Source organism: Herbiconiux sp. J20-20 (assembly GCF_057365085.1).
Genome location: NZ_CP195122.1, coordinates 103,518 through 120,795 on the forward strand (window position 1 = coordinate 103,518; position 17,278 = coordinate 120,795).

Annotated in this window: 17 protein-coding genes; 6 read left to right on the forward strand and 11 right to left on the reverse strand. The window is 70.9% G+C overall.

All coding sequences use genetic code 11. The annotated features are described in order from the left end of the window. Positions 1-21: 21 nt before the first annotated feature. Entirely contained in the window at positions 22-1,434 is a 1,413-nt protein-coding gene (locus tag ACR3ZA_RS00455; RefSeq protein WP_473659070.1) for a DUF222 domain-containing protein, read from the forward strand. Positions 1,435-1,762: 328 nt separating this feature from the next. Continuing rightward, complete coding sequence (locus tag ACR3ZA_RS00460; RefSeq protein WP_473659071.1) at positions 1,763-2,632, forward strand: DarT ssDNA thymidine ADP-ribosyltransferase family protein; 870 nt, start codon at positions 1,763-1,765, stop codon at positions 2,630-2,632. A gap of 4 nt (positions 2,633-2,636) precedes the next feature. Here ACR3ZA_RS00460 and ACR3ZA_RS00465 read toward each other — a convergent pair whose 3' ends face one another. The 5 genes from ACR3ZA_RS00465 to ACR3ZA_RS00485 form a co-directional block, all read right to left on the reverse strand. Further along, positions 2,637-3,149 carry a hypothetical protein gene (locus ACR3ZA_RS00465; RefSeq protein ID WP_473659073.1) on the reverse strand — a complete coding sequence of 171 codons (513 nt, stop codon included), beginning with the start codon at positions 3,147-3,149 and terminating at the stop codon, positions 2,637-2,639. An 83-nt stretch (positions 3,150-3,232) separates the two neighbouring features. Further along, entirely contained in the window at positions 3,233-3,913 is a 681-nt protein-coding gene (locus ACR3ZA_RS00470) for a histidine phosphatase family protein (protein ID WP_473659075.1), read from the reverse strand. 168 nt (positions 3,914-4,081) lie between these two features. Then, entirely contained in the window at positions 4,082-4,678 is a 597-nt protein-coding gene (locus ACR3ZA_RS00475; protein ID WP_473659077.1) for a DUF2510 domain-containing protein, read from the reverse strand. 25 nt (positions 4,679-4,703) lie between these two features. Then, the gene (locus ACR3ZA_RS00480; RefSeq protein ID WP_473659078.1) at positions 4,704-5,891 is read right to left on the reverse strand and encodes a DUF2510 domain-containing protein; all 1,188 of its coding nucleotides are present in this window, start codon (positions 5,889-5,891) and stop codon (positions 4,704-4,706) included. Between the two features lie 203 nt (positions 5,892-6,094). Continuing rightward, entirely contained in the window at positions 6,095-7,354 is a 1,260-nt protein-coding gene (locus ACR3ZA_RS00485; protein ID WP_473659080.1) for a DUF2510 domain-containing protein, read from the reverse strand. 187 nt (positions 7,355-7,541) lie between these two features. Between ACR3ZA_RS00485 and ACR3ZA_RS00490 the strand changes: the two genes are divergently transcribed. Beyond that, complete coding sequence (locus tag ACR3ZA_RS00490) at positions 7,542-10,157, forward strand: DUF3516 domain-containing protein (protein ID WP_473659082.1); 2,616 nt, start codon at positions 7,542-7,544, stop codon at positions 10,155-10,157. A 63-nt stretch (positions 10,158-10,220) separates the two neighbouring features. On the opposite strand, the gene ACR3ZA_RS00495 is transcribed toward ACR3ZA_RS00490, so the two are convergent. Beyond that, positions 10,221-10,541, reverse strand: a complete 321-nt coding sequence (locus ACR3ZA_RS00495; RefSeq protein WP_473659084.1) for a hypothetical protein — start codon at positions 10,539-10,541, stop codon at positions 10,221-10,223. Between the two features lie 234 nt (positions 10,542-10,775). Between ACR3ZA_RS00495 and ACR3ZA_RS00500 the strand changes: the two genes are divergently transcribed. The 3 genes from ACR3ZA_RS00500 to ACR3ZA_RS00510 all read left to right on the forward strand — a co-directional run bounded on the left by ACR3ZA_RS00500 (position 10,776) and on the right by ACR3ZA_RS00510 (position 13,579). After that, positions 10,776-11,198: a DUF1761 family protein gene (locus ACR3ZA_RS00500; protein ID WP_473659085.1), complete on the forward strand. Its 423-nt coding sequence runs from the start codon at positions 10,776-10,778 to the stop codon at positions 11,196-11,198. A gap of 144 nt (positions 11,199-11,342) precedes the next feature. Continuing rightward, entirely contained in the window at positions 11,343-12,743 is a 1,401-nt protein-coding gene (locus ACR3ZA_RS00505; RefSeq protein WP_473662252.1) for an aspartate ammonia-lyase, read from the forward strand. Next, on the forward strand, positions 12,740-13,579 hold the full coding sequence (locus ACR3ZA_RS00510; protein WP_473659088.1) for a CPBP family glutamic-type intramembrane protease: 840 nt from the start codon (positions 12,740-12,742) through the stop codon (positions 13,577-13,579). Before ACR3ZA_RS00505 ends, ACR3ZA_RS00510 begins: the two co-directional genes overlap by 4 nt. Here ACR3ZA_RS00510 and ACR3ZA_RS00515 read toward each other — a convergent pair. The 5 genes from ACR3ZA_RS00515 to ACR3ZA_RS00535 form a co-directional block, all read right to left on the reverse strand. Continuing rightward, positions 13,573-13,776, reverse strand: coding sequence for a hypothetical protein (locus tag ACR3ZA_RS00515; RefSeq protein ID WP_473659089.1), 204 nt, complete (start codon positions 13,774-13,776; stop codon positions 13,573-13,575). The genes ACR3ZA_RS00510 and ACR3ZA_RS00515 overlap by 7 nt on opposite strands. A gap of 70 nt (positions 13,777-13,846) precedes the next feature. Beyond that, the gene (locus ACR3ZA_RS00520) at positions 13,847-14,113 is read right to left on the reverse strand and encodes a DUF7218 family protein (protein WP_473659091.1); all 267 of its coding nucleotides are present in this window, start codon (positions 14,111-14,113) and stop codon (positions 13,847-13,849) included. Positions 14,114-14,160: 47 nt separating this feature from the next. Then, positions 14,161-15,042, reverse strand: a complete 882-nt coding sequence (locus ACR3ZA_RS00525; protein WP_473659093.1) for an SDR family oxidoreductase — start codon at positions 15,040-15,042, stop codon at positions 14,161-14,163. Between the two features lie 126 nt (positions 15,043-15,168). Then, on the reverse strand, positions 15,169-15,687 hold the full coding sequence (locus ACR3ZA_RS00530; RefSeq protein WP_473659095.1) for a DUF6328 family protein: 519 nt from the start codon (positions 15,685-15,687) through the stop codon (positions 15,169-15,171). A 10-nt stretch (positions 15,688-15,697) separates the two neighbouring features. Then, positions 15,698-17,182 (reverse strand): AlkA N-terminal domain-containing protein, encoded by a 1,485-nt coding sequence (locus tag ACR3ZA_RS00535; protein ID WP_473659096.1) that lies wholly within the window; start codon positions 17,180-17,182, stop codon positions 15,698-15,700. Positions 17,183-17,278 lie beyond the last annotated feature (96 nt).

Here is a 17,278-nt window from a genome sequence, read left to right on the forward strand (position 1 = left end):
CTTCACGTCAAGGACGAACGGATGCCCGGCACACTTCTCGACCCGCCTGCGGTCGGCAGCGCGCAAGCTTCGTTCGCGGCCGGGTCGATCGCGCAGGCTTCGATCGCGCAAGCTTCGATCGCGGCGGCTTCGCCCGCATCGAGCGTCGACGAGTCGCTTGCTGCGCTGAGCGACGACAGCCTGCTGGCTGAGTTGGCGCGCTGCGCGGCGGAGCGGCGCCGTATCGATGCGCGCACCGCCCTCGTCTCCGCCGAGATCGCCCGGCGCTCGCGCCGCGAGCTCGGCCATTCCGGCCTCGCGCAGCGGTCGGGGGCTCGCACCGGGGAAGAGCTCATTCAACGCGTGTCGGGGCAGTCGGGGCGCGACACACGCGCTCTGGTGCAGGTCGGGGCGCTTCTGTCGACACCGGGTGCCGACGCGCCGGAGCGGTCGTGGCTTCGTCCGGTGGCCGAGGCGGTGCGGGCGGGCGTTCTCGCGGTCGACGCGGCGCAGGCGATTCGCAGCGGACTCGGAGAGCCCTCGTCGACGGTCGCCGCACCCGCTCTCACGGCAGCGGCCGAGCGGCTGGTCGCACGTGCGCACGAGATCGGCGTCGATCGTCTCGCCGAGTTCGCGCGCCAGGAGCGCGACGCCATCGACGAAGCCGGCGTCGCCGCGCGCGAGGCGGCCCGATTCGAGCGCCGCTACCTCAAGCTTTCCCCGACCGACGACGGAATGACCCGACTGCACGGGTTGCTCGACCCCGAGTCGGCGGCGCTCGTCAAGGGCGCCTTCGACCGCGTGACGTCGCCGCGGCGTGGCGGGCCCCGCTTCGTCGACACCGCCGAGCGGGCCCGTGCGGCCGCACTGATCGACGACCCGCGCACCACCGAGCAGCTCGCTCTCGACGCGTTCGTGGCGATGATCCGACTGGCCACCGACGCCGACGACGGTGCGCTGTTCGGGCGCTGGCAGCCCGGCGTGCGCGTGCACGTGGCCGAACGTGACCTCGCGCGCCGTGCCGGAGCTGGGCACCTCGAGGGCGAGAGCGCGGCGGTGTCGATCGCCACCGTCGAGCGCATCGGGTGCGAGCAAGGAAGCGTGCCGATCGCCTTCGACGATGACGGCGAGGCGGTCAACGTCGGGCGCGAACAGCGACTCTTCACCCGGCGTCAGCGCATCGGCCTCGCCGCTCGCGACGGCGGCTGCCGGTTCCCCGGATGCGACCGGCCGCCGTCCTGGTGCGAAGCGCATCACGTGGATGCCTGGGCGGCCGACGACGGCCGCACCGATCTCGCCGCCGGAATCCTGCTGTGTCGCTTCCACCACCTCAACGTGCACAACCTCGGCTATCGCGTCCGCCGTCGCGGCGCCGAGTACTGGCTCGAACCGCCGGGCGGCCCGCCGCAGCACGCGATCCCCATGCCCACCCGCAGTCGGGTCGTGCGCAGATGACTCGCGCACGTGGCGACATCTGCGCGGGCGGCCGGTGCGTGGGCAGCCGGTGCGCCGACGACCGGTGCGCGGGCGGCCGGTGCGCCGACGACCGGTGCGCGGGCGGCCGGTGCGCGTGGCAGCGGTGCGCGTGCCACCGCCGCGCGTGCCACCGCCGCGCGGGCGTCACGCGTCCGTCTCGAGGGCGCCGTCCGAGCGGTGGGCGTCACGACGAGAGAGACTCGCGGCATCACCCGAAACGTCCCCCGAAGCGCGCACGTCGGCCTCCCCGGAGTCGCGTACGGTGGAACCCGCACCCCACGCTTCACCCTGAAAGGCCCGCACCCTCATGCCCGAATGCATCCATGGTTTCGACGAGGGTCTTTGCGACAGCTGCTTCCCGCGGAAGGCTCCCGAGCCGAAAGAGGTTCCTGCGCGTGCCCCGCGCGCCACACGCCGCTCGAGCGTCTCCAGCCTCCGTGAGAGCCCCTCCTCGACGGGTCGTGCGCGCGCCACGCGCACCTCGTCCAGCAACGTCTCGGCCGGCGGACCGGCCGCGTACAACCTCGCCACGCAGCGCGTCTTCCACTTCACCCACATCCGCAACCTGGCGAGCATCCTCGCCGACGGAGCGCTGCGCGCCGACGCCACGCCCGCCGTCGACGTGACCTCGCAGCTCGCTCGCGAGGCCCGCGCCGAGCTGGAGACCCCGGTCGGCTCGCGCGTCGCCGACCATGTCGCCTTCGCCCTGAGCGCGGAATCCGAGCGCTGGCGCGAGCTGCGCGCGATCTTCGCCCGCGAGACCCCCGTCACGCCGCACTGGGCCGCGATCGTCGCCGCGCAGGCCGCCAGCGACTTCGTGGTGCTCGCGCTTCCGGTGGCGAAGCTCGGCGCCGAGGTCATCGTCTCTGATGGGGACGCGGCCGCGGGGTCGTCTCGCTTCGCGGTCGGCGTGGATGCGGGCAACATCCTCCTTCGCCAGCGTCGCAGCTCCGCCTACTTCGCCGACCCCGACGACACCAGCGCCGACATCGGCCTGCGCGACGGAGAGCTGCTGGCGGGCGCCAGCGTCCCGGTCTCCTCGATCGCCCTGATCGGTGTCGCCCACGAGCCGGCGCGGGATCGGGTGCGCGAGATCCTGGGCGAAGCGTGGCCGAGCGGCGTCGGCGCTGCTCCGAAGGTCGCGGTGTACCCGCCGTGGTTCCAGGTCGCCGAGTAGCGGGTCAGGAGCCGCTCGAGGCGTCGTCCTGAGAGCCATCGCCGACGTTGTCGCCAGCGTCGCGGGCGTCGCTCGCGTCGATGTCGGTCAGCGGCTGAGGGCGTCGGGCCGACATGTGATGCTCGTGCGCCATCAGTTCCCGCTCGCGGTACGGACCGGTGACCCGGTCGTCGTGCAGCGACAGCCCGTTGACCGGCGTGTTCGTGCGACGGCTCCGCTCTCCGCCGATCGCCCGCTTGAACGCGCCGGCGGCGCGCCGGAGCGTGCTCGGGCGGTCGAGAGCCCGGTCGGCCGGGTGGTCCGTCGGCGGGGTGAGCTTCCGCTCCGCGCTTGCGCCGAGGTTCGGGTCCCGTTTGCGGTCGTTCCTCCGCTCGAGCTTGTGGTCGCGGCCGGGTTCTGTGCGCGGCGACGCGGTCGTGTTCGGGCGAAGGGAATCGGCGGCGGCGTTCAACGGGATCTCGACACCGAGACCCTTGCGCCGTCCGCTCTCCGAAGCTGAAGGTTTCTGAGGCGTCATGACGCTCCTTTCGCGCCACCTCAGTGAACTACGTCCCCGTGCGGAACCTCTCAATTCGCCCCGAATCCGGTGGCGATCCCCAGCTAGCCTTCAGCGAGATCGAACGACTCGCCCGTCGGATCGGCCGCCATCGGGTCAATCAGTCGGCGGCCGCCGAGGGGGCGATTCATCCACGACTCGACGACGAAGCCGTCCTGGCGTGACCCTTCGACGACGACGATTCCCGTGTTCTCCAGGTCGTTGCGCACCGCGAATCCGGGGTCGACGTTGAGTGTTGAGCCTCCGCACCACACCCGGATCGCGGCACCGTGGCTCACCACCGCCACGGTCGCGTCGGGTTCCGGATGCCGTTCGCTGATCCGGTCGAGGGAACGGTTGTAGCGGTCGAAGAACGTGAAGCCGTCGGCGGCACCCGGCATGACAGTGTCCAGCCTGCCGAGGCCCCACTGGTGCAGCGTGTCGAAGTACTGCATGACCGACTCCCGGTCGCGGCGTCCCTCGAGTCCGCCTGCCTCGATCTCGTGAAGGCCGTCTTCGACCACCGGGTCGAGGTTGAGCGCGGCGGCGAGCGGCGCCGCGGTCGCGTGCGTCCGCACCAGGGTCGACACGTAGATGCCGTGGATACGCTCGGTCGACAGCGCGCGTGGCAACGCCGCGGCCTGCTGCTCGCCGAGTTCGGTGAGGCCAGGGCCGGGGTGGTCGGTGGCGAGAATGCCCGCCACATTGGCGGGAGTCTGCCCGTGGCGGATGAAGAGAATGCGCATCGCCTCCAGCATGGCACGCGCGCCTGGCACGAGGCTGGTGAGTCCGCCCGCGGTGGCCGCTGGCCGTGCGAGCAGCAACGGGCGGCAACGGGCGGCGACGGGCGGCGACGGGCGGCAACGGGCGCGGCGGGTGCGCCCCGAATGCTCGTTCGAGGGTGGCGCTGCGTCTCAGGTCAAGTCGCCGAAGGCGGCGCGCCCCGCGGCACGTTCGTCACGCGGACGCAGCTGCGGGCGCCGCGCGCGTCGGGTCTCCAGCGCGCCGGTGTCCGCGGCGCCGGTGTCGACGGTGGCGGTGTCGATGGCAGCGGTGTGGATGGCGCCGGTGTCGATAACGCCGGTGTGAATGGCGCCGGTGTCGCCGGCGGCAGCGTCATGAGCTGCAGCGTCATGAGCTGCGGTGTCATGAGCTGCGGAGGCGTGAGTTGGGGAGCCGTGAGTTGCGGAACCGTGAATTGCGGCGTCGTGAGCTGCGGCGTCGTGATCGCCGGTGTCGTCAGCGGTGGTGCGGTTGCTGTCCGCATCGAGCACCGGAGCCGCTGCCTCACGCGCATCCGCGGAGTCGCCGGAGTCCTCGACTCGAGCGGCATGCGCGCCGCGCACGCGAACCCGTAGCTCGCCCGCCGTCGGAGTGGCGCGCGGGACGGTCTCGATCAGCTTGGCTGAGACGTGCGCGGTCCAGCCCTGTCCGTCCCACCAACGCAGGGTCTGCGCATCCGTGGGGTCGGGGTACCAGCCGGCTTCGGTGCTCTCCGGTACCTGGGTCATGATCGCTGGTCGCTCCCGAGGGCCCCTAGTTGACGGCGTAGGCGTAGCTGAAGTCGCCCGTGCTGCTGTCGAGGCTCACCCAGACCAGCCGCTCGGCGCCGGTCGGCATGACCGCTTCGCAGGTGTAGGTCGTGCCCTCCGCGGTGGATCCGAGCCAGAGCGGGCAGCTGACCGAGGTCGCGGTGCCGCCACCGACGAGTTCGCGCACGAGGGTGTCCTGCACCTCGACCGCGACGATCATCGGCTGAGCGAACCCGGTCGCGTAGGCCGCGACCGGGGCGCCGATCGCGGCGATCCCGAGCAGCAGGAACGTGACGAGCGGCCCCGCCCCCGCAACGCGCACCCGTCGTGCGATGAGATACACGAACGCGCCGAGGAGCGCGAAGGCCGCGCTCGCCGGTTCGAAGCCGCGCGCGCGCAGCGTCCGAACATCCGACAGCGCCCACAGGATCGTGAGGAGGTACGCGATCGCGACCACGGCGAAGACGAGCGGCTGGGGGAAGAAGAACAGGTACACGTAGCCGGCGGCCGCGGCGAGCACGAGCGTCAGCAGCGGGCTCAGTGCGATCAGCCATGCGGGGCCGGTCGAGGTTCCCGCGTCGGGAAGCAGGTAGCGATCCGGGAGGTCGCGGCGACGCCCGTCCACGGCCGGGATCGACCCGGTGGCGAGGGACTCGGTGGCGATGGAGCCCGTCGAGGTGGAGCGCCAGGCGGTGTCGTCGGTGCCGGCGCCGTAGCTGCTGCCGCCGGACGCGCCGAAGCCGTCGGATCCGGTCGAGCCGACGATCGGCGTCTCGCTCGTGCCGATCCCGAATTCGACCTCCATCTGGCGGGCGGCCGCAACGCGGGCGGCGGCCTCGTCCGAGGATTCGGTGGCGAAGGGGTTTGCAGACTCGGGGCTGACGTAGCCAGCGGCAGCGCCGGTGGCCGTGCCGGTGCCCGTCGTCGCACCGTCATACGATCCGGCCGATGCCGCTGCGGCCGCCTGCTGGGCGGCCTGCGCGCGGGCGGCCGCGTCGCGCTCAGCTGCCGCTCGTTCCGCGGCCGCGCGTTCTTCGGCGGCACGTGCCTCCGCTGCGGCCTGGTCTTCGGCGCTTGGCTTGTCGGCGACGTGCTCGGTCCAGGCGATGCCGTTCCACCAGCGCACCCGCGTCGGAGAGGCCGGGTCGTCGTACCAGCCTGCGGGCACGACCCGTGTCGCTTGGTCGGTCACGGGTTTCCCCTCCTTGCCGTCGACGTGTCATTCAGTTTAGGCAGAACGACCTGTGCACTTCATGTCCCCAAACGGGGACGGTTCGAGAGCACCCGGTTCGCCGAAGCGAGGTGATGCGGGGTGGTGCGGGTGCCTCAGGGGTGATTCGGCTTTTGCTCAGCGATGGTTCAGGGATGCTGAGGCCGGATGCCGACTCCAGATAACTACATCGTGAAGATCCCCCAGTCATCGACACGCCAGTTGATCCAACCATTTGCGCGTTGAAGACTGACGGTGACGATGAATTCCTGACCGCGCGCGTTGGTCGCGGCGCATCCGAAGCTCTGCCCGACGAGCAGCGGCGGCATCTCCGGGCAGTCGAGGTCGATCTCGCCGCCGAGCGTGGCGGCCGCGTCCTGGACCGAATTCTCGGCCTCCTGAGCGAACGCGTTCGGCGCCAGGGCGATCACGAGTCCGGGCACGGCGATGACGGAGCCGGCCAGGACGACCGTCAGCGACACCCACGTCATGAGCGGACCGAAGCCTCGGCCCGACTCGCGCACCACGGCGGTCATGCGCACGATCAGATACGCCGGTGCGGTAAGGAACGCCCATGCCCAGTGCGGCGGCTGTTCGAAGCCGAGCCGTGAGAGGGCCCGCGAGTCGACGAACGCGAGGATCACGACCAGCAGATAGGGAACGACGATGACCAGTGCGAGGAACACCGGCGAGGCAGGTCCGGCAAGGCCGGACAGCAGGAACAGCAGGCCCAGAACGAGGAGCACCAGCGGCAGCAGTGCGATCGACCACACGGGGCCGGTGCCGACCTGGCGCGGGATCTCGGCGGCGACGCGCGAACCGTGCGCGGCGCGACTCGGGCGCGGCTCGTCCTCGCTCGTCGGGCGGCGCCCGCTGCCGGCGGTTCCGCCCGCGCCCGCTCCTGCTCCCGCGGTGCGGGTCGGACGGTCGGACGAGACGGTGGCGCGGCGTGCGTGCTCGGCATCCGGGATGTACCGCTCCTCCTGATCGCCGAGGTGCGACGTCGCCGTGCGCGGAGTCGGGGTGTCGCCCAGAAGGTCATCGAAGCGCGAGTCGAGGTTGTAGGCCTGGCTCGTCGGAGCGCCGGCGGGCACACCGTAGCTCGCGTAGCGCTGCGCGGGGGAGACCTCGTCGGGGAACAGATCGCTGTAGTCGGGCGCGGCGAGCGAGAGCGACGGGTCGGCGTAGGCGAGGTTCGGCGTGCCGAACAGCAGATCCGAGTCGTCGGCGGTCGCTGTCGCGGTGTCGGCCGAGCGCGGTTCGAAGACCTCGAACGGGTCCGCGTAGTCGACTCGCGTTGCCGGCCGCGACTGACTGGGCGTCGCCGGACGGCGGGCGTCAGAGGTGTGCTCGGTCCAGGAATGGTTGTCCCACCAGCGCAATTGCGGCAGGCCCAACGGGTCCGGATACCATCCCGCCGGAACGCGGGCGTCGTTGTTGGACACGCTCACGCTCCTTCTTTGTCCCCCAGCAACGGTGGCAGAAAAACGCACCGATTACCAGGATATTCTAAGCCGCCCGTCTCGCGGAGGGTAGTCAGATCGGTACACCCATAGCGGGGGGCACCCGGATGCGGCTCGTCGCGCGGGGTCCCGAAGCCGTGGCCGCAGCGAGTAGGGCAGACTCGAACGCATGCTGACCGATCGCCTTGCCGCCACCCGTCCGGCCGGCGAATGGGATCCGGATGCCTTCATCGCGGTCTTCGATGACTGGGCGAGCGAGCAGGGCATCCGTCTGTATCCCGCGCAGGAGGAGGCGGTGCTCGAGCTCGTGCTCGATCGCCACCTGGTGCTGTCGACGCCGACCGGCACCGGCAAGTCCCTGGTCGCGGTGGCCGCGCACGCGGCAGCGCTCGCGCAGGGGAGGCGCAGCTTCTACACCGCGCCGATCAAGGCGCTCGTCAGCGAGAAGTTCTTCCAGCTGACCGACACCTTCGGCGCGCAGAACGTCGGCATGGTGACGGGGGACTCGAGCGTCAACCCCGAGGCCCCGATCATCTGCTGCACGGCGGAGATCCTGGCGAACCTGGCTCTGCGCAACGGGCCCGACACTGACGTCGACGTCGTCATCATGGACGAGTTCCACTACTACGCCGATCCGGATCGCGGGTGGGCGTGGCAGCTCCCGCTGCTGCAGCTGCCGACGGCGCAGTTCGTGCTCATGTCGGCGACGCTCGGCGACGTCACCGCGCTTGCCGAGGATCTGGAGCGCCGCACCGGCCGCGAGGTCGCGCAGGTCACCGGTGTCGAGCGTCCCGTGCCGCTGCACTATCGCTACGTGCAGACGCCCGTGCACGAGACCGTCGCCGAGCTGCTGCGCGACGGTCTCGCCCCGGTGTACCTGGTGCACTTCTCCCAGGCGGCCGCGGTCGAGCGGGCGCAGGCCCTCGCGAGCGCTGGCGTCGCCAGCCGCGAGCAGCGTGATCGCATCGCCGAGGAGATCGGCGGCTTCCGCTTCGCCGCCGGCTTCGGCCAGCAGCTGTCGCGACTCATCCGACTGGGCATCGGGGTGCACCACGCCGGAATGCTGCCCAAGTACCGTCGGCTCGTCGAGCAGCTCGCCCAGCTGGGGCTCTTGCGGGTGATCTGCGGCACCGACACACTCGGGGTCGGCATCAACGTGCCGATCCGCACCGTGCTGCTGACCGGGCTGACCAAGTTCGACGGCACCCGGATGCGGCAGCTCACCGCGCGCGAGTTCCACCAGGTGGCGGGGCGCGCCGGGCGCGCTGGCTTCGACACCGCCGGGGAGGTCGTGGCCGAGGCCCCCGAGCACGAGATCGAGAACGCGATCGCGACCGCGAAGGCGGAGGCGCGCGGCAAGAAGCAGGGCCCCAAGAAGCGGGCGCCCGAAGGCTTCGTCAGCTGGGGCCCGGCGAGCTTCGAGCGCCTCATCGCCGCCGAGCCCGAGACGCTCACCAGCTCGATGCAGGTGACCGCCGCGATGCTGATCAACCTGATCGGTCGCCCCGGCGCCGACGCCCCGGCGCGCGAGGCCTCGAGCGCCTTCCAATTGGTGCGCGACCTCGTCTTCGACAACCACGAGCCTCCCGCGCGGCAGCGGGAGCTCGCGCGGCGGGCGATCGGCGTGTACCGCACCCTGCGGCAGGGAGGTGTGGTGCTGCAGACCGGCGGCGGCTTCGACGGCTCGGCGAGCATCCGGCTGATGGTCGATCTGCCGCCGCACTTCGCGCTCAACCAGCCGCTGTCGCCGTTCGCGCTCGCCGCGTTCGAGCTGCTCGACCCGGAGGCCGAGGTGGGCCGGGGTGGCCCGGAGGCGCATCCGGATGCCGCCGGAACCGACCACTACGCCCTCGACATGATCTCGATCATCGAGGCGACGCTCGACGACCCGCGACCGGTGCTCGCTCAGCAGCAGTACCGAGCTCGCGGCGAGGCGGTCGCGGCGATGAAGGCGGAGGGCATCGAGTACGAGCAGCGGATGGATCTGCTCGAGGAGATCACCTGGCCTAAGCCGCTGGAGGCGCTGCTCGAGCAGGCGTTCGAGACGTTCGCGTCGTCGCAGCCTTGGGTGCGCGACTTCGAGCTGAAGCCGAAGTCGGTGGTGCGCGACCTGTACGAGCGGGCGATGAGCTTCGGCGAGTACATCGCCTACTACCAACTCGGTCGCAGCGAGGGGCTCGTGCTGCGCTACCTGTCAGACGCCTACCGCACGGCGCGACAGTCGATCCCCGACGAGCGCAAGACGGAGGAGCTGACCGATCTGATCGAGTGGCTCGGCGAGCTCGTCCGCCAGGTCGACTCCTCCCTCCTCGACGAATGGGAAGCCCTCCTCACCGATTCCGGTGGCGGGGATGCATCCCGGGCGTCGGGGAGTGAGGCGCGCGGCACGCGGGAGGGGCGCGAGTCACTCGGTCCGGCGGCCCCACGCAGCGTGCTGACCAACCGGCGCGCGTTCATGGTGCTCGTGCGCAACGAGCTGTGGCGGCGGGTGCAGCTCGCGGCCCTTCAGAAGGACGACGAACTCATCGCGCTCGACCCCGACGTCGACTGGCCCGCGGCCCTCGATGCCTACTTCGACGAGCACGACAGCATCGGCATCGGCCCGGATGCCCGCAGCGCCGCCCGAATCCAGATCGACGAGCAGCCGGATCGCTGGGTCGTCCGCCAGGTGATCGACGACCCGGCCGGTCACCACGACTGGGGCATCAACGCGGAAGTCGACCTGGAGGCGTCGGCCGAGCAGGGGATCGCCGTCGTGCGCGTGCTGGCGGTGGAACGCCTGTAGCTGTCGGCCGACAGCGCGAACAGCCGAACTCCCCTTGGCACGACCCCGTGCGTGGTGATCGATCTACTCTTCGTCGTCGAGCACGGAGAAGCGTCGTGGCATCACGGAGCGAGCGGTTGCGGCCTCGAGTTCGTGGGGCACGTGCGCTGCGCTCTGGATCGACTCCACCACCCAATTCACCGCGGGCAGGATGCTGACCAGCAGGCCGAGCGCGCCGAGGCCCGAGAAGGTGATCGCGACGACGGGTGGGGCGATTCCGGCGCATCCCAGTTCAGTGCCGGCGCACGGCTGACTGGCCATTGCCACGTCGACGATCGCGAAGCTGATCGCGGAGACGACGATCGCCGCCAACGCGAATACGCCCAGCGCGCGTCGTGATTGCACGTACCAAGCCCCCTGCCGCCCGCCCCCTGCGGTTGCGTTTCAGCGTAGGCGGCGCGCCCGCGCCCGCGCATTCCCCCGTCTGGGGAGCCCGCGACTGGGGGTCACGTCGACTCGCCCGCGTACCGCGCGCCCCATCCGCGTGCCGCGCGCGGCACTCCCAAACGCCCGGGATGCATCCCCGCCGCCCCCACCGGCGGGGTTGCGGGGGGCGCGAGCGGGGAGGAGGATGCGGGCATGGTTCCCGAGATCAACTACATCGCCGTCATCCTCGCCACCATCTCGAGCATGGTGGTGGGCTCGATCTGGTACGCCGAGAAGGTCTTCGGCGCGCGCTGGATGAAGCTCTCCGGGATGACCCCCGAAGACACCCAGACCGGCTTCGTCAAAGCGCTCGTCATCACCTTGATCGTCAGCTTCGTCACGGCGCTCGTGCTCGCCGGCACCGCCACGATCGTGCACGACTACTACGGCGGCGGCAGCTTCCTGATCGACACCGTTGTCACCGCGATCGTGCTCTGGGCCGGCTTCACGGCCGCGCGCTTCATCACGCACGACCTGTTCGACCGTCGCCCCGCGGGCCTCACAGTCTTGAATGTCGCGCACGAACTCGTCACGCTCGTCGTCATGGCGCTGATCATCGGCGTCTGGCCGGTTTAGGCACTCCGAACGCGCGCGACCCGACGTACACTCGGATTCGTGGACGACCCCGACGGTACGCCAGTCACTTCCGGTCCTGAGCAGGCCCCAACGCTGTTGGCCTCGCCCGGTCCGACGCGCACCGAGCGCGATTCGCTCGGCGAGATGGAGATCCCGGATTTCGTGCTGTGGGGCATCCACACCGCCCGGGCGCTCGAGAACTTCCCGATCTCGCGTCGCGCGATCTCGAACTACCCGGACCTCATCCGGGCGCTCGCCCTCGTCAAGCAGGCCGCCGCGCGCGCCAACCGCGACCTCGGGGTGCTGAGCCCCGAGAAGGCGGACATCATCGACCAGGTGTGCGCCCGCATCGCCGACGGCGAGTGGCACGACCAGTTCGTGGTGGGTGTCGTGCAGGGCGGCGCCGGCACGAGCACCAACATGAACGCCAACGAGGTGATCGCCAACGCGGGGCTTCGGATGATGGGCTACAACCTCGGCGAGTACCACGCGCTCCACCCGATCGACGACGTCAATCGGAGCCAGTCGACGAACGACGTCTACCCGACGGCGATCAAGCTCGCGATGGTCTTCGGCCTGCGCCGGCTGCTCACCGAGCACGCGCTGCTGATCGAGAGCTTCGCGGCGAAGGCGCGCGAGTTCGAGAACGTCCTCAAGGTGGGGCGCACCCAGCTGCAGGACGCCGTGCCGATGACGCTCGGGCAGGAGTTCCACGGCTTCGCCACGACGCTGCAGGAGGATGCCGATCGGCTCGGCGAGGTGATCCCGTGGCTGAACGAGATCAACCTGGGCGCGACCGCGATCGGCACCGGCATCACCGCCGACCCGCGCTACGCGGAGGCGGTGCGTCGGCACCTGGAGGAGCTGACCGGCATCCCGCAGGAGACGGCGCCCGACCTGATCGAGGCGACGGCGGATGCGGGCATCTTCATGACCGTCTCCGGCACTCTGAAGCGCGCGGCCGTCAAGCTGTCGAAGATCTGCAACGACCTGCGACTGCTGTCGTCGGGGCCGCAGGCGGGTCTCGGCGAGATCTCGCTCCCGGCCCGTCAGGCCGGCTCGAGCATCATGCCGGGCAAGGTCAACCCGGTGATCCCCGAGGTCGTCAACCAGGTCGCCTTCGCGGTGATCGGCGCGGATGCCACGGTCACCGCCGCGGCGGAGGGCGGGCAGCTGCAGCTGAACGCCTTCGAGCCGGTGATCGCGCACAGCATCCTGCAGTCGCTGTTCTGGATGACGAACGCGTGCCGCACCCTGAGGGTGAACTGCATCGACGGGATCCGCGCCAACGAGGCGCGTCTGGCGATGCAGGTCGAGTCGAGCGTGGGCGTGGTGACGGCGCTCACGCCGTACATCGGCTACGCGGCCGCCGCCTCGCTCGCGCACGAGGCACTGACCTCGAACGCGTCGATCTCGCAGCTGGTGCTCGATGCGGGACTGATGACGCCCGAGCAGGTGGCGAAGGTGCTGCGGCCGGAACGGCTGAGCGGGCTGGTGCCCGCCACCTCGGTGATCACGCTCCCGACCCCGGAGGACATGGCGTGAGCGCGGCACCCCCCGCGGCCGTGTCGTCCACGCCGTTGGAGCTCGATGGCGAGCGCACGGCGAAGCTGATCCCGGCTCTGGCGATCGCGTTGTCGGCGTTCGCGCTGTTCGCGCTGCAGCTGCCGCTGCTCGGCTATCCGCTGCTGGTGGGCGGGTTGGTCTGGGCGCTCCTGCTCGACCGGGCGCTCGCGCAGGATCTGCTGCTGATCGGTCTGGGCATCGCGATCGTGTCGACGACGAGCGTCGAGGCGGATGTCTCCTGGCCGAGCTTCATCCGGATTGGCATCGTCCTCGGGGCCGCGGTGCTGGTGCCGTTCCTGGTCGATCGCTTCGTCTATCGCCGCCGGGCGGTGCGCTTCCCCTGGCGCAGTCGCGAGAAGAAGACGCGCCTCGAGATGCTGTACCTGTTCGCCGTGCCGGCGCTCGGCTGGGCGATCCTGCCGTTCTACTTCATCCGCTCGGGGGCCTACGAGAACTGGCCGAACATCGAGAACGCGTCGGAGCTGGCGCGATTCTTCGTCGGCGTCAACGCGGTCGGCACCTGGGACGAGCTGTTCTTCATCTGCACCTGCTTCGCGCTGCTGCGCAGGCACTTCCCGGTGTGGCAGGCGAACCTGCTGCAGGCGACGATCTTCGTGTCGTTCCTGTGGGAGCTGGGCTACCGCGCGTGGGGTCCGTTGCTGACGATTCCGTTCGCGCTGCTGCAGGGCTTCCTGTTCAGCCGCACCCGATCGCTCGGCTACGTGCTGATCGTGCACCTGCTGTTCGACGCGATCGTGTTCCTGGCGATCGTGCACGCGCACCACCGCGACTGGATTCCGATCTTCGTCTACTGACCTCCGTCGACCGGCGCCGCGGCGCCGTCGAGTTCGGCTTCGGGATCCGTCTCCGGCTCGACCTCGACTCGTTCGTCAGGGTCGATGGTGGCCGGCGGCAGCTCGGTCTCGACCGCATCGTCGAGGGGCACCTCGCGTTCGTCCTCGGGGTTCGGGATGTATTCGAGGGTGTCGTCGGTGTTCGGCTCTCGTTCCATGGCGGACTCCTTCCGTGTCTTCATTGTCGCGCGCCGCGCTCGCCGCGGATAGCCCCGCTCGGGGCGAGGCTCAGTGCTCCCGCAGCGTGCGGATGAGCTCGTGCTTGCGGAGGTCGGAATAGCCGGTCAGCCCGAGCTCTTTCGCCCGGGAGCGCAGGTCGGCGACCGTCCAGTCCTCGTAGGCGGGGGATTCGCCGCCGCGCTCGCCGACGGCGCTGCGCCCGTCGCGCGCGGCGGCGTTGGAGATTCGGGCGGCTTTCTCTTTGCTGTTGCCTTCGTCGCGGAGCTTCTCGTAGAGCTCGGGATCTTTGAGTGAGGTGTCGCGGGAGGTGGGCATTCGATGTCTCCTTCCGGGATGGCTGGTCGGGTGAGGTCGGAACGGGGTCAGAGCGGCTTTCCGCCGGTCACGGGCACGATCGCCCCGGACACGTACGAGGAGGCCGGGTCGGCGAGGAACACGTAGGCGGGTGCCAGCTCGGCGGGCTGTCCGGCGCGCCGCAACGGCGTGTCCTGGCCGAAATCGGGCAGCGATTCGGGCCAGCTGGTCGCGGGGATCAGTGGGGTCCAGATCGGGCCGGGTGCGACCGCGTTGACGCGGATTCCGCGGCAGCCGAGCTGCTGCGCAAGGGCTTTCGTGAACGCCACCTGCGCGGCCTTGCTCATCGCGTAGTCGATGAGGGTCGGCGACGGGTCGAAGGCCTGGATCGAGGTGGTCGAGATGATGGAGGAGCCCGGCTTCAGGTGCGGAATGGCCGCACGCGCCATCCAGAGCGGGGAGTAAAGGTTGGTCTCGAACACCCGCTGGAACTCGTCGGTGGGCAGGTGCTCGAGGCCGTCGCGGTTCTCCTGGTAGGCGGCGTTCAGCACGAGGATGTCGAGGCCGCCGAGTCGTTCGACGACCGTCTCGACGGCGGTCTCGTTGGCCTCCTCGGAGCGCAGATCACCCGGCAGCCCCATGCCGACGCGGCCCGCGTGCTCGACCCAGCCGATGGTGGCGGCGGCATCGTCGACCTCATCCGGCAGGTAGGTGATGGCGACGTCGGCCCCTTCGCGGGCGAACGCGATCGCGACGGCACGGCCGATGCCGGAGTCGCCGCCGGTGATGAGGGCGCGCATCCCGTGCAGCCGCCCCGAGCCGACGTAGCTCTCTTCGCCGTGGTCGGGCACGGGGACGGTCGCCTGGGTGAGGCCGGGCTGCGCCTGCTGCTGCTCGGGGAAGCCGTCGGTGCGGTAGCGGGTGACGGGATTCAGGTCGAGGTTGGTCATGTGTCCGGTTTACGTCGTCGCGCGCGCCGGTGGGCCGGTTTTGCTTGCCTTCTCACCGCGCGCACAGCGGCCGTCCAGCCGTGCTGGCGAGTCGACGGGGTGCGCGCGGCCGTGCGGCGGGGAGGTCTAGGAGTCGGTGCGTCGCGCGCGGGCGAGGAGCGGCAGCAGGAACCAGGCGATGATCGCCAGAGAGAGCGTGACGCTGCCCGCGACGATGCCCGCGGTGCGCCCGAGCACGACATCGAAGATGAGCAGCGCCGTGCCGGTGAGGGTGCCGGCGAGCGTGACGAAGGTGATCCGCATGATGATGTTCGCCAGCGCCACGAGCTGTGGCTTCGCGCGCTGCCGGAACAGTGCGCGGTGCAGGGTGACCGGGGTGAGAGCCAGCAGGGTGGCGAGCACGGCGAAGCCGACGAGCACGAGGTAGATGACGCGCTCGTGGGTTTCGAGCTCGCTGAAGCGGGACTGGAACGGGATGGTGAGCAGGAAGCCGGTCAGGATCTGCGAGCCGGTCTGCGTGACGCGCAGCTCCTGCAGGATCTCGCCCCAGTTGCGGTCGAGACGCTCGACCTCGGTCTCGTTGCGCCCGTCGTTCCCCGGGTGCTCTCGCGTGCCGTGGTGGGCGTCTGACTGCTCCGTCGCCATGACCCTGATCTTAGGAGCGCGCCCTCCAGAGGTGCAGCGTCGCGTAGCTGCGCCACGGCGCCCAGCGCACCGCATGGGCTGACAGTGCCGTGGCGGATCCGGGGAGGCCGTGCGCAGCTGCGGTCTGCCGCACGATCAGATCCTCGGCCAGGAACGTGTCGGGATGCCCGAGGACGCGCATCGCGACATACCCCGCGGTCCACGGCCCGATGCCCGGCACCGCGAGCAGCGCGGCGCGCAGCTCCTCGGCCCGCGTCTCGGCATCGAGGCGCAGCCGACCGTCGAGGATCGCCTGGGCGGCCGCGACGATCGTGGCGATGCGGCGGGTCGGACCGCGCAGCGCCTCGGTGCCGTGGTCGGCGAGCTGCTGGGCGGACGGGAAGCGGCCGGCACCGAGCTCGGCCACGAGCCTGCCGGTCACGGTGCGGGCCGCGGCGACCGAGATCTGCTGCCCGAGCAGGGTGCGAAACAGCGTCTCGGCGCCGTCGACGCTGCCGGGCAGCCGCACGCCGGGGCGCGCGGCGATGAGCGGGGCGAGCACCGGATCGGCGGCGAGGGCGCGGTCGACGGCGAGGGCGTCGGCGTCGAGATCGAACAGGCGGCGGAGGCGGGCCGACAGGGCGGGAACGTCGGCGAGGTCATCGAGCCGGGCTCGCACAATGACGCCGGGCCGGTCGGCGTCGACGCGCACGCGCACGGCCGCCTCCCCGCGAGGCAGAACGATGACGCGCGCGAACTCTGTCGGGTCTTCGCTCTCGAGGCCGGGGACGGCGTGGTCGGCGAAGAACCGCAGCAGACCGGCACCGTCGAAGGGCTCGCGCGCGGGAAGGCGCAGCGTGAGCGAGGTGCCGGCGGCGGGCTCGGTCTCGGGCGTGCTGTGCCGTGCGGACGAGGACGCGGGGGAGCGGGGCCCGACACCGCGCGGGCCGCGGCGGGCGAGTGCGCGCAGCTCGGTCGGGTTCACGCGGTACAGCTCGGCGATCGTGTCGTTGAACTGGCGGAGGCTGCCGAATCCGGCCGCGAACGCCACGTCGGAGATCGGCAGCTCGGTCACGGCGAGCAGGGTTCGGGCGGTGTGGGCGCGGTGGGCTCGAGCGAGGGAGAGCGGCCCCGCCCCGAGCTCGGCGCGCAGCACGCGACCGAGGTGGCGGCTGCTGTAGCCGAGGCGGCGTGCGAGGCCGTCGACGCCGTCGCGCTCGACCACCCCGTCCTCGATGAGGCGCATGGCGCGGGAGGCGAGGTCGTCGCGCAGATTCCACTCGGGGGAGCCGGGGACCGCATCCGGCTGGCAGCGCTTGCAGGCGCGCAGTCCGGCCTCGTGGGCGGCCGCCGAGGTGCGGAAGAACCGCACATTCTGCGGTTGGGGAGTGACGGCCGGGCAGCTCGGACGGCAGTAGATGCCGGTCGTGGTCACCCCGGCGATGAACTGCCCATCGAAGCGCGCGTCGCGCGCCGACAGGGCGGCGTAGCGTTCGGCGAAGGCGGCGTCGGGCATGCTTCAGGGTGTCACGCGGAAGGCGCGTTCGTCAGCGGAAAACGGACATCGCGGCCTCCCGCTCCGCTCCGCCCCACGCCGCTGCCGGATAGCCTC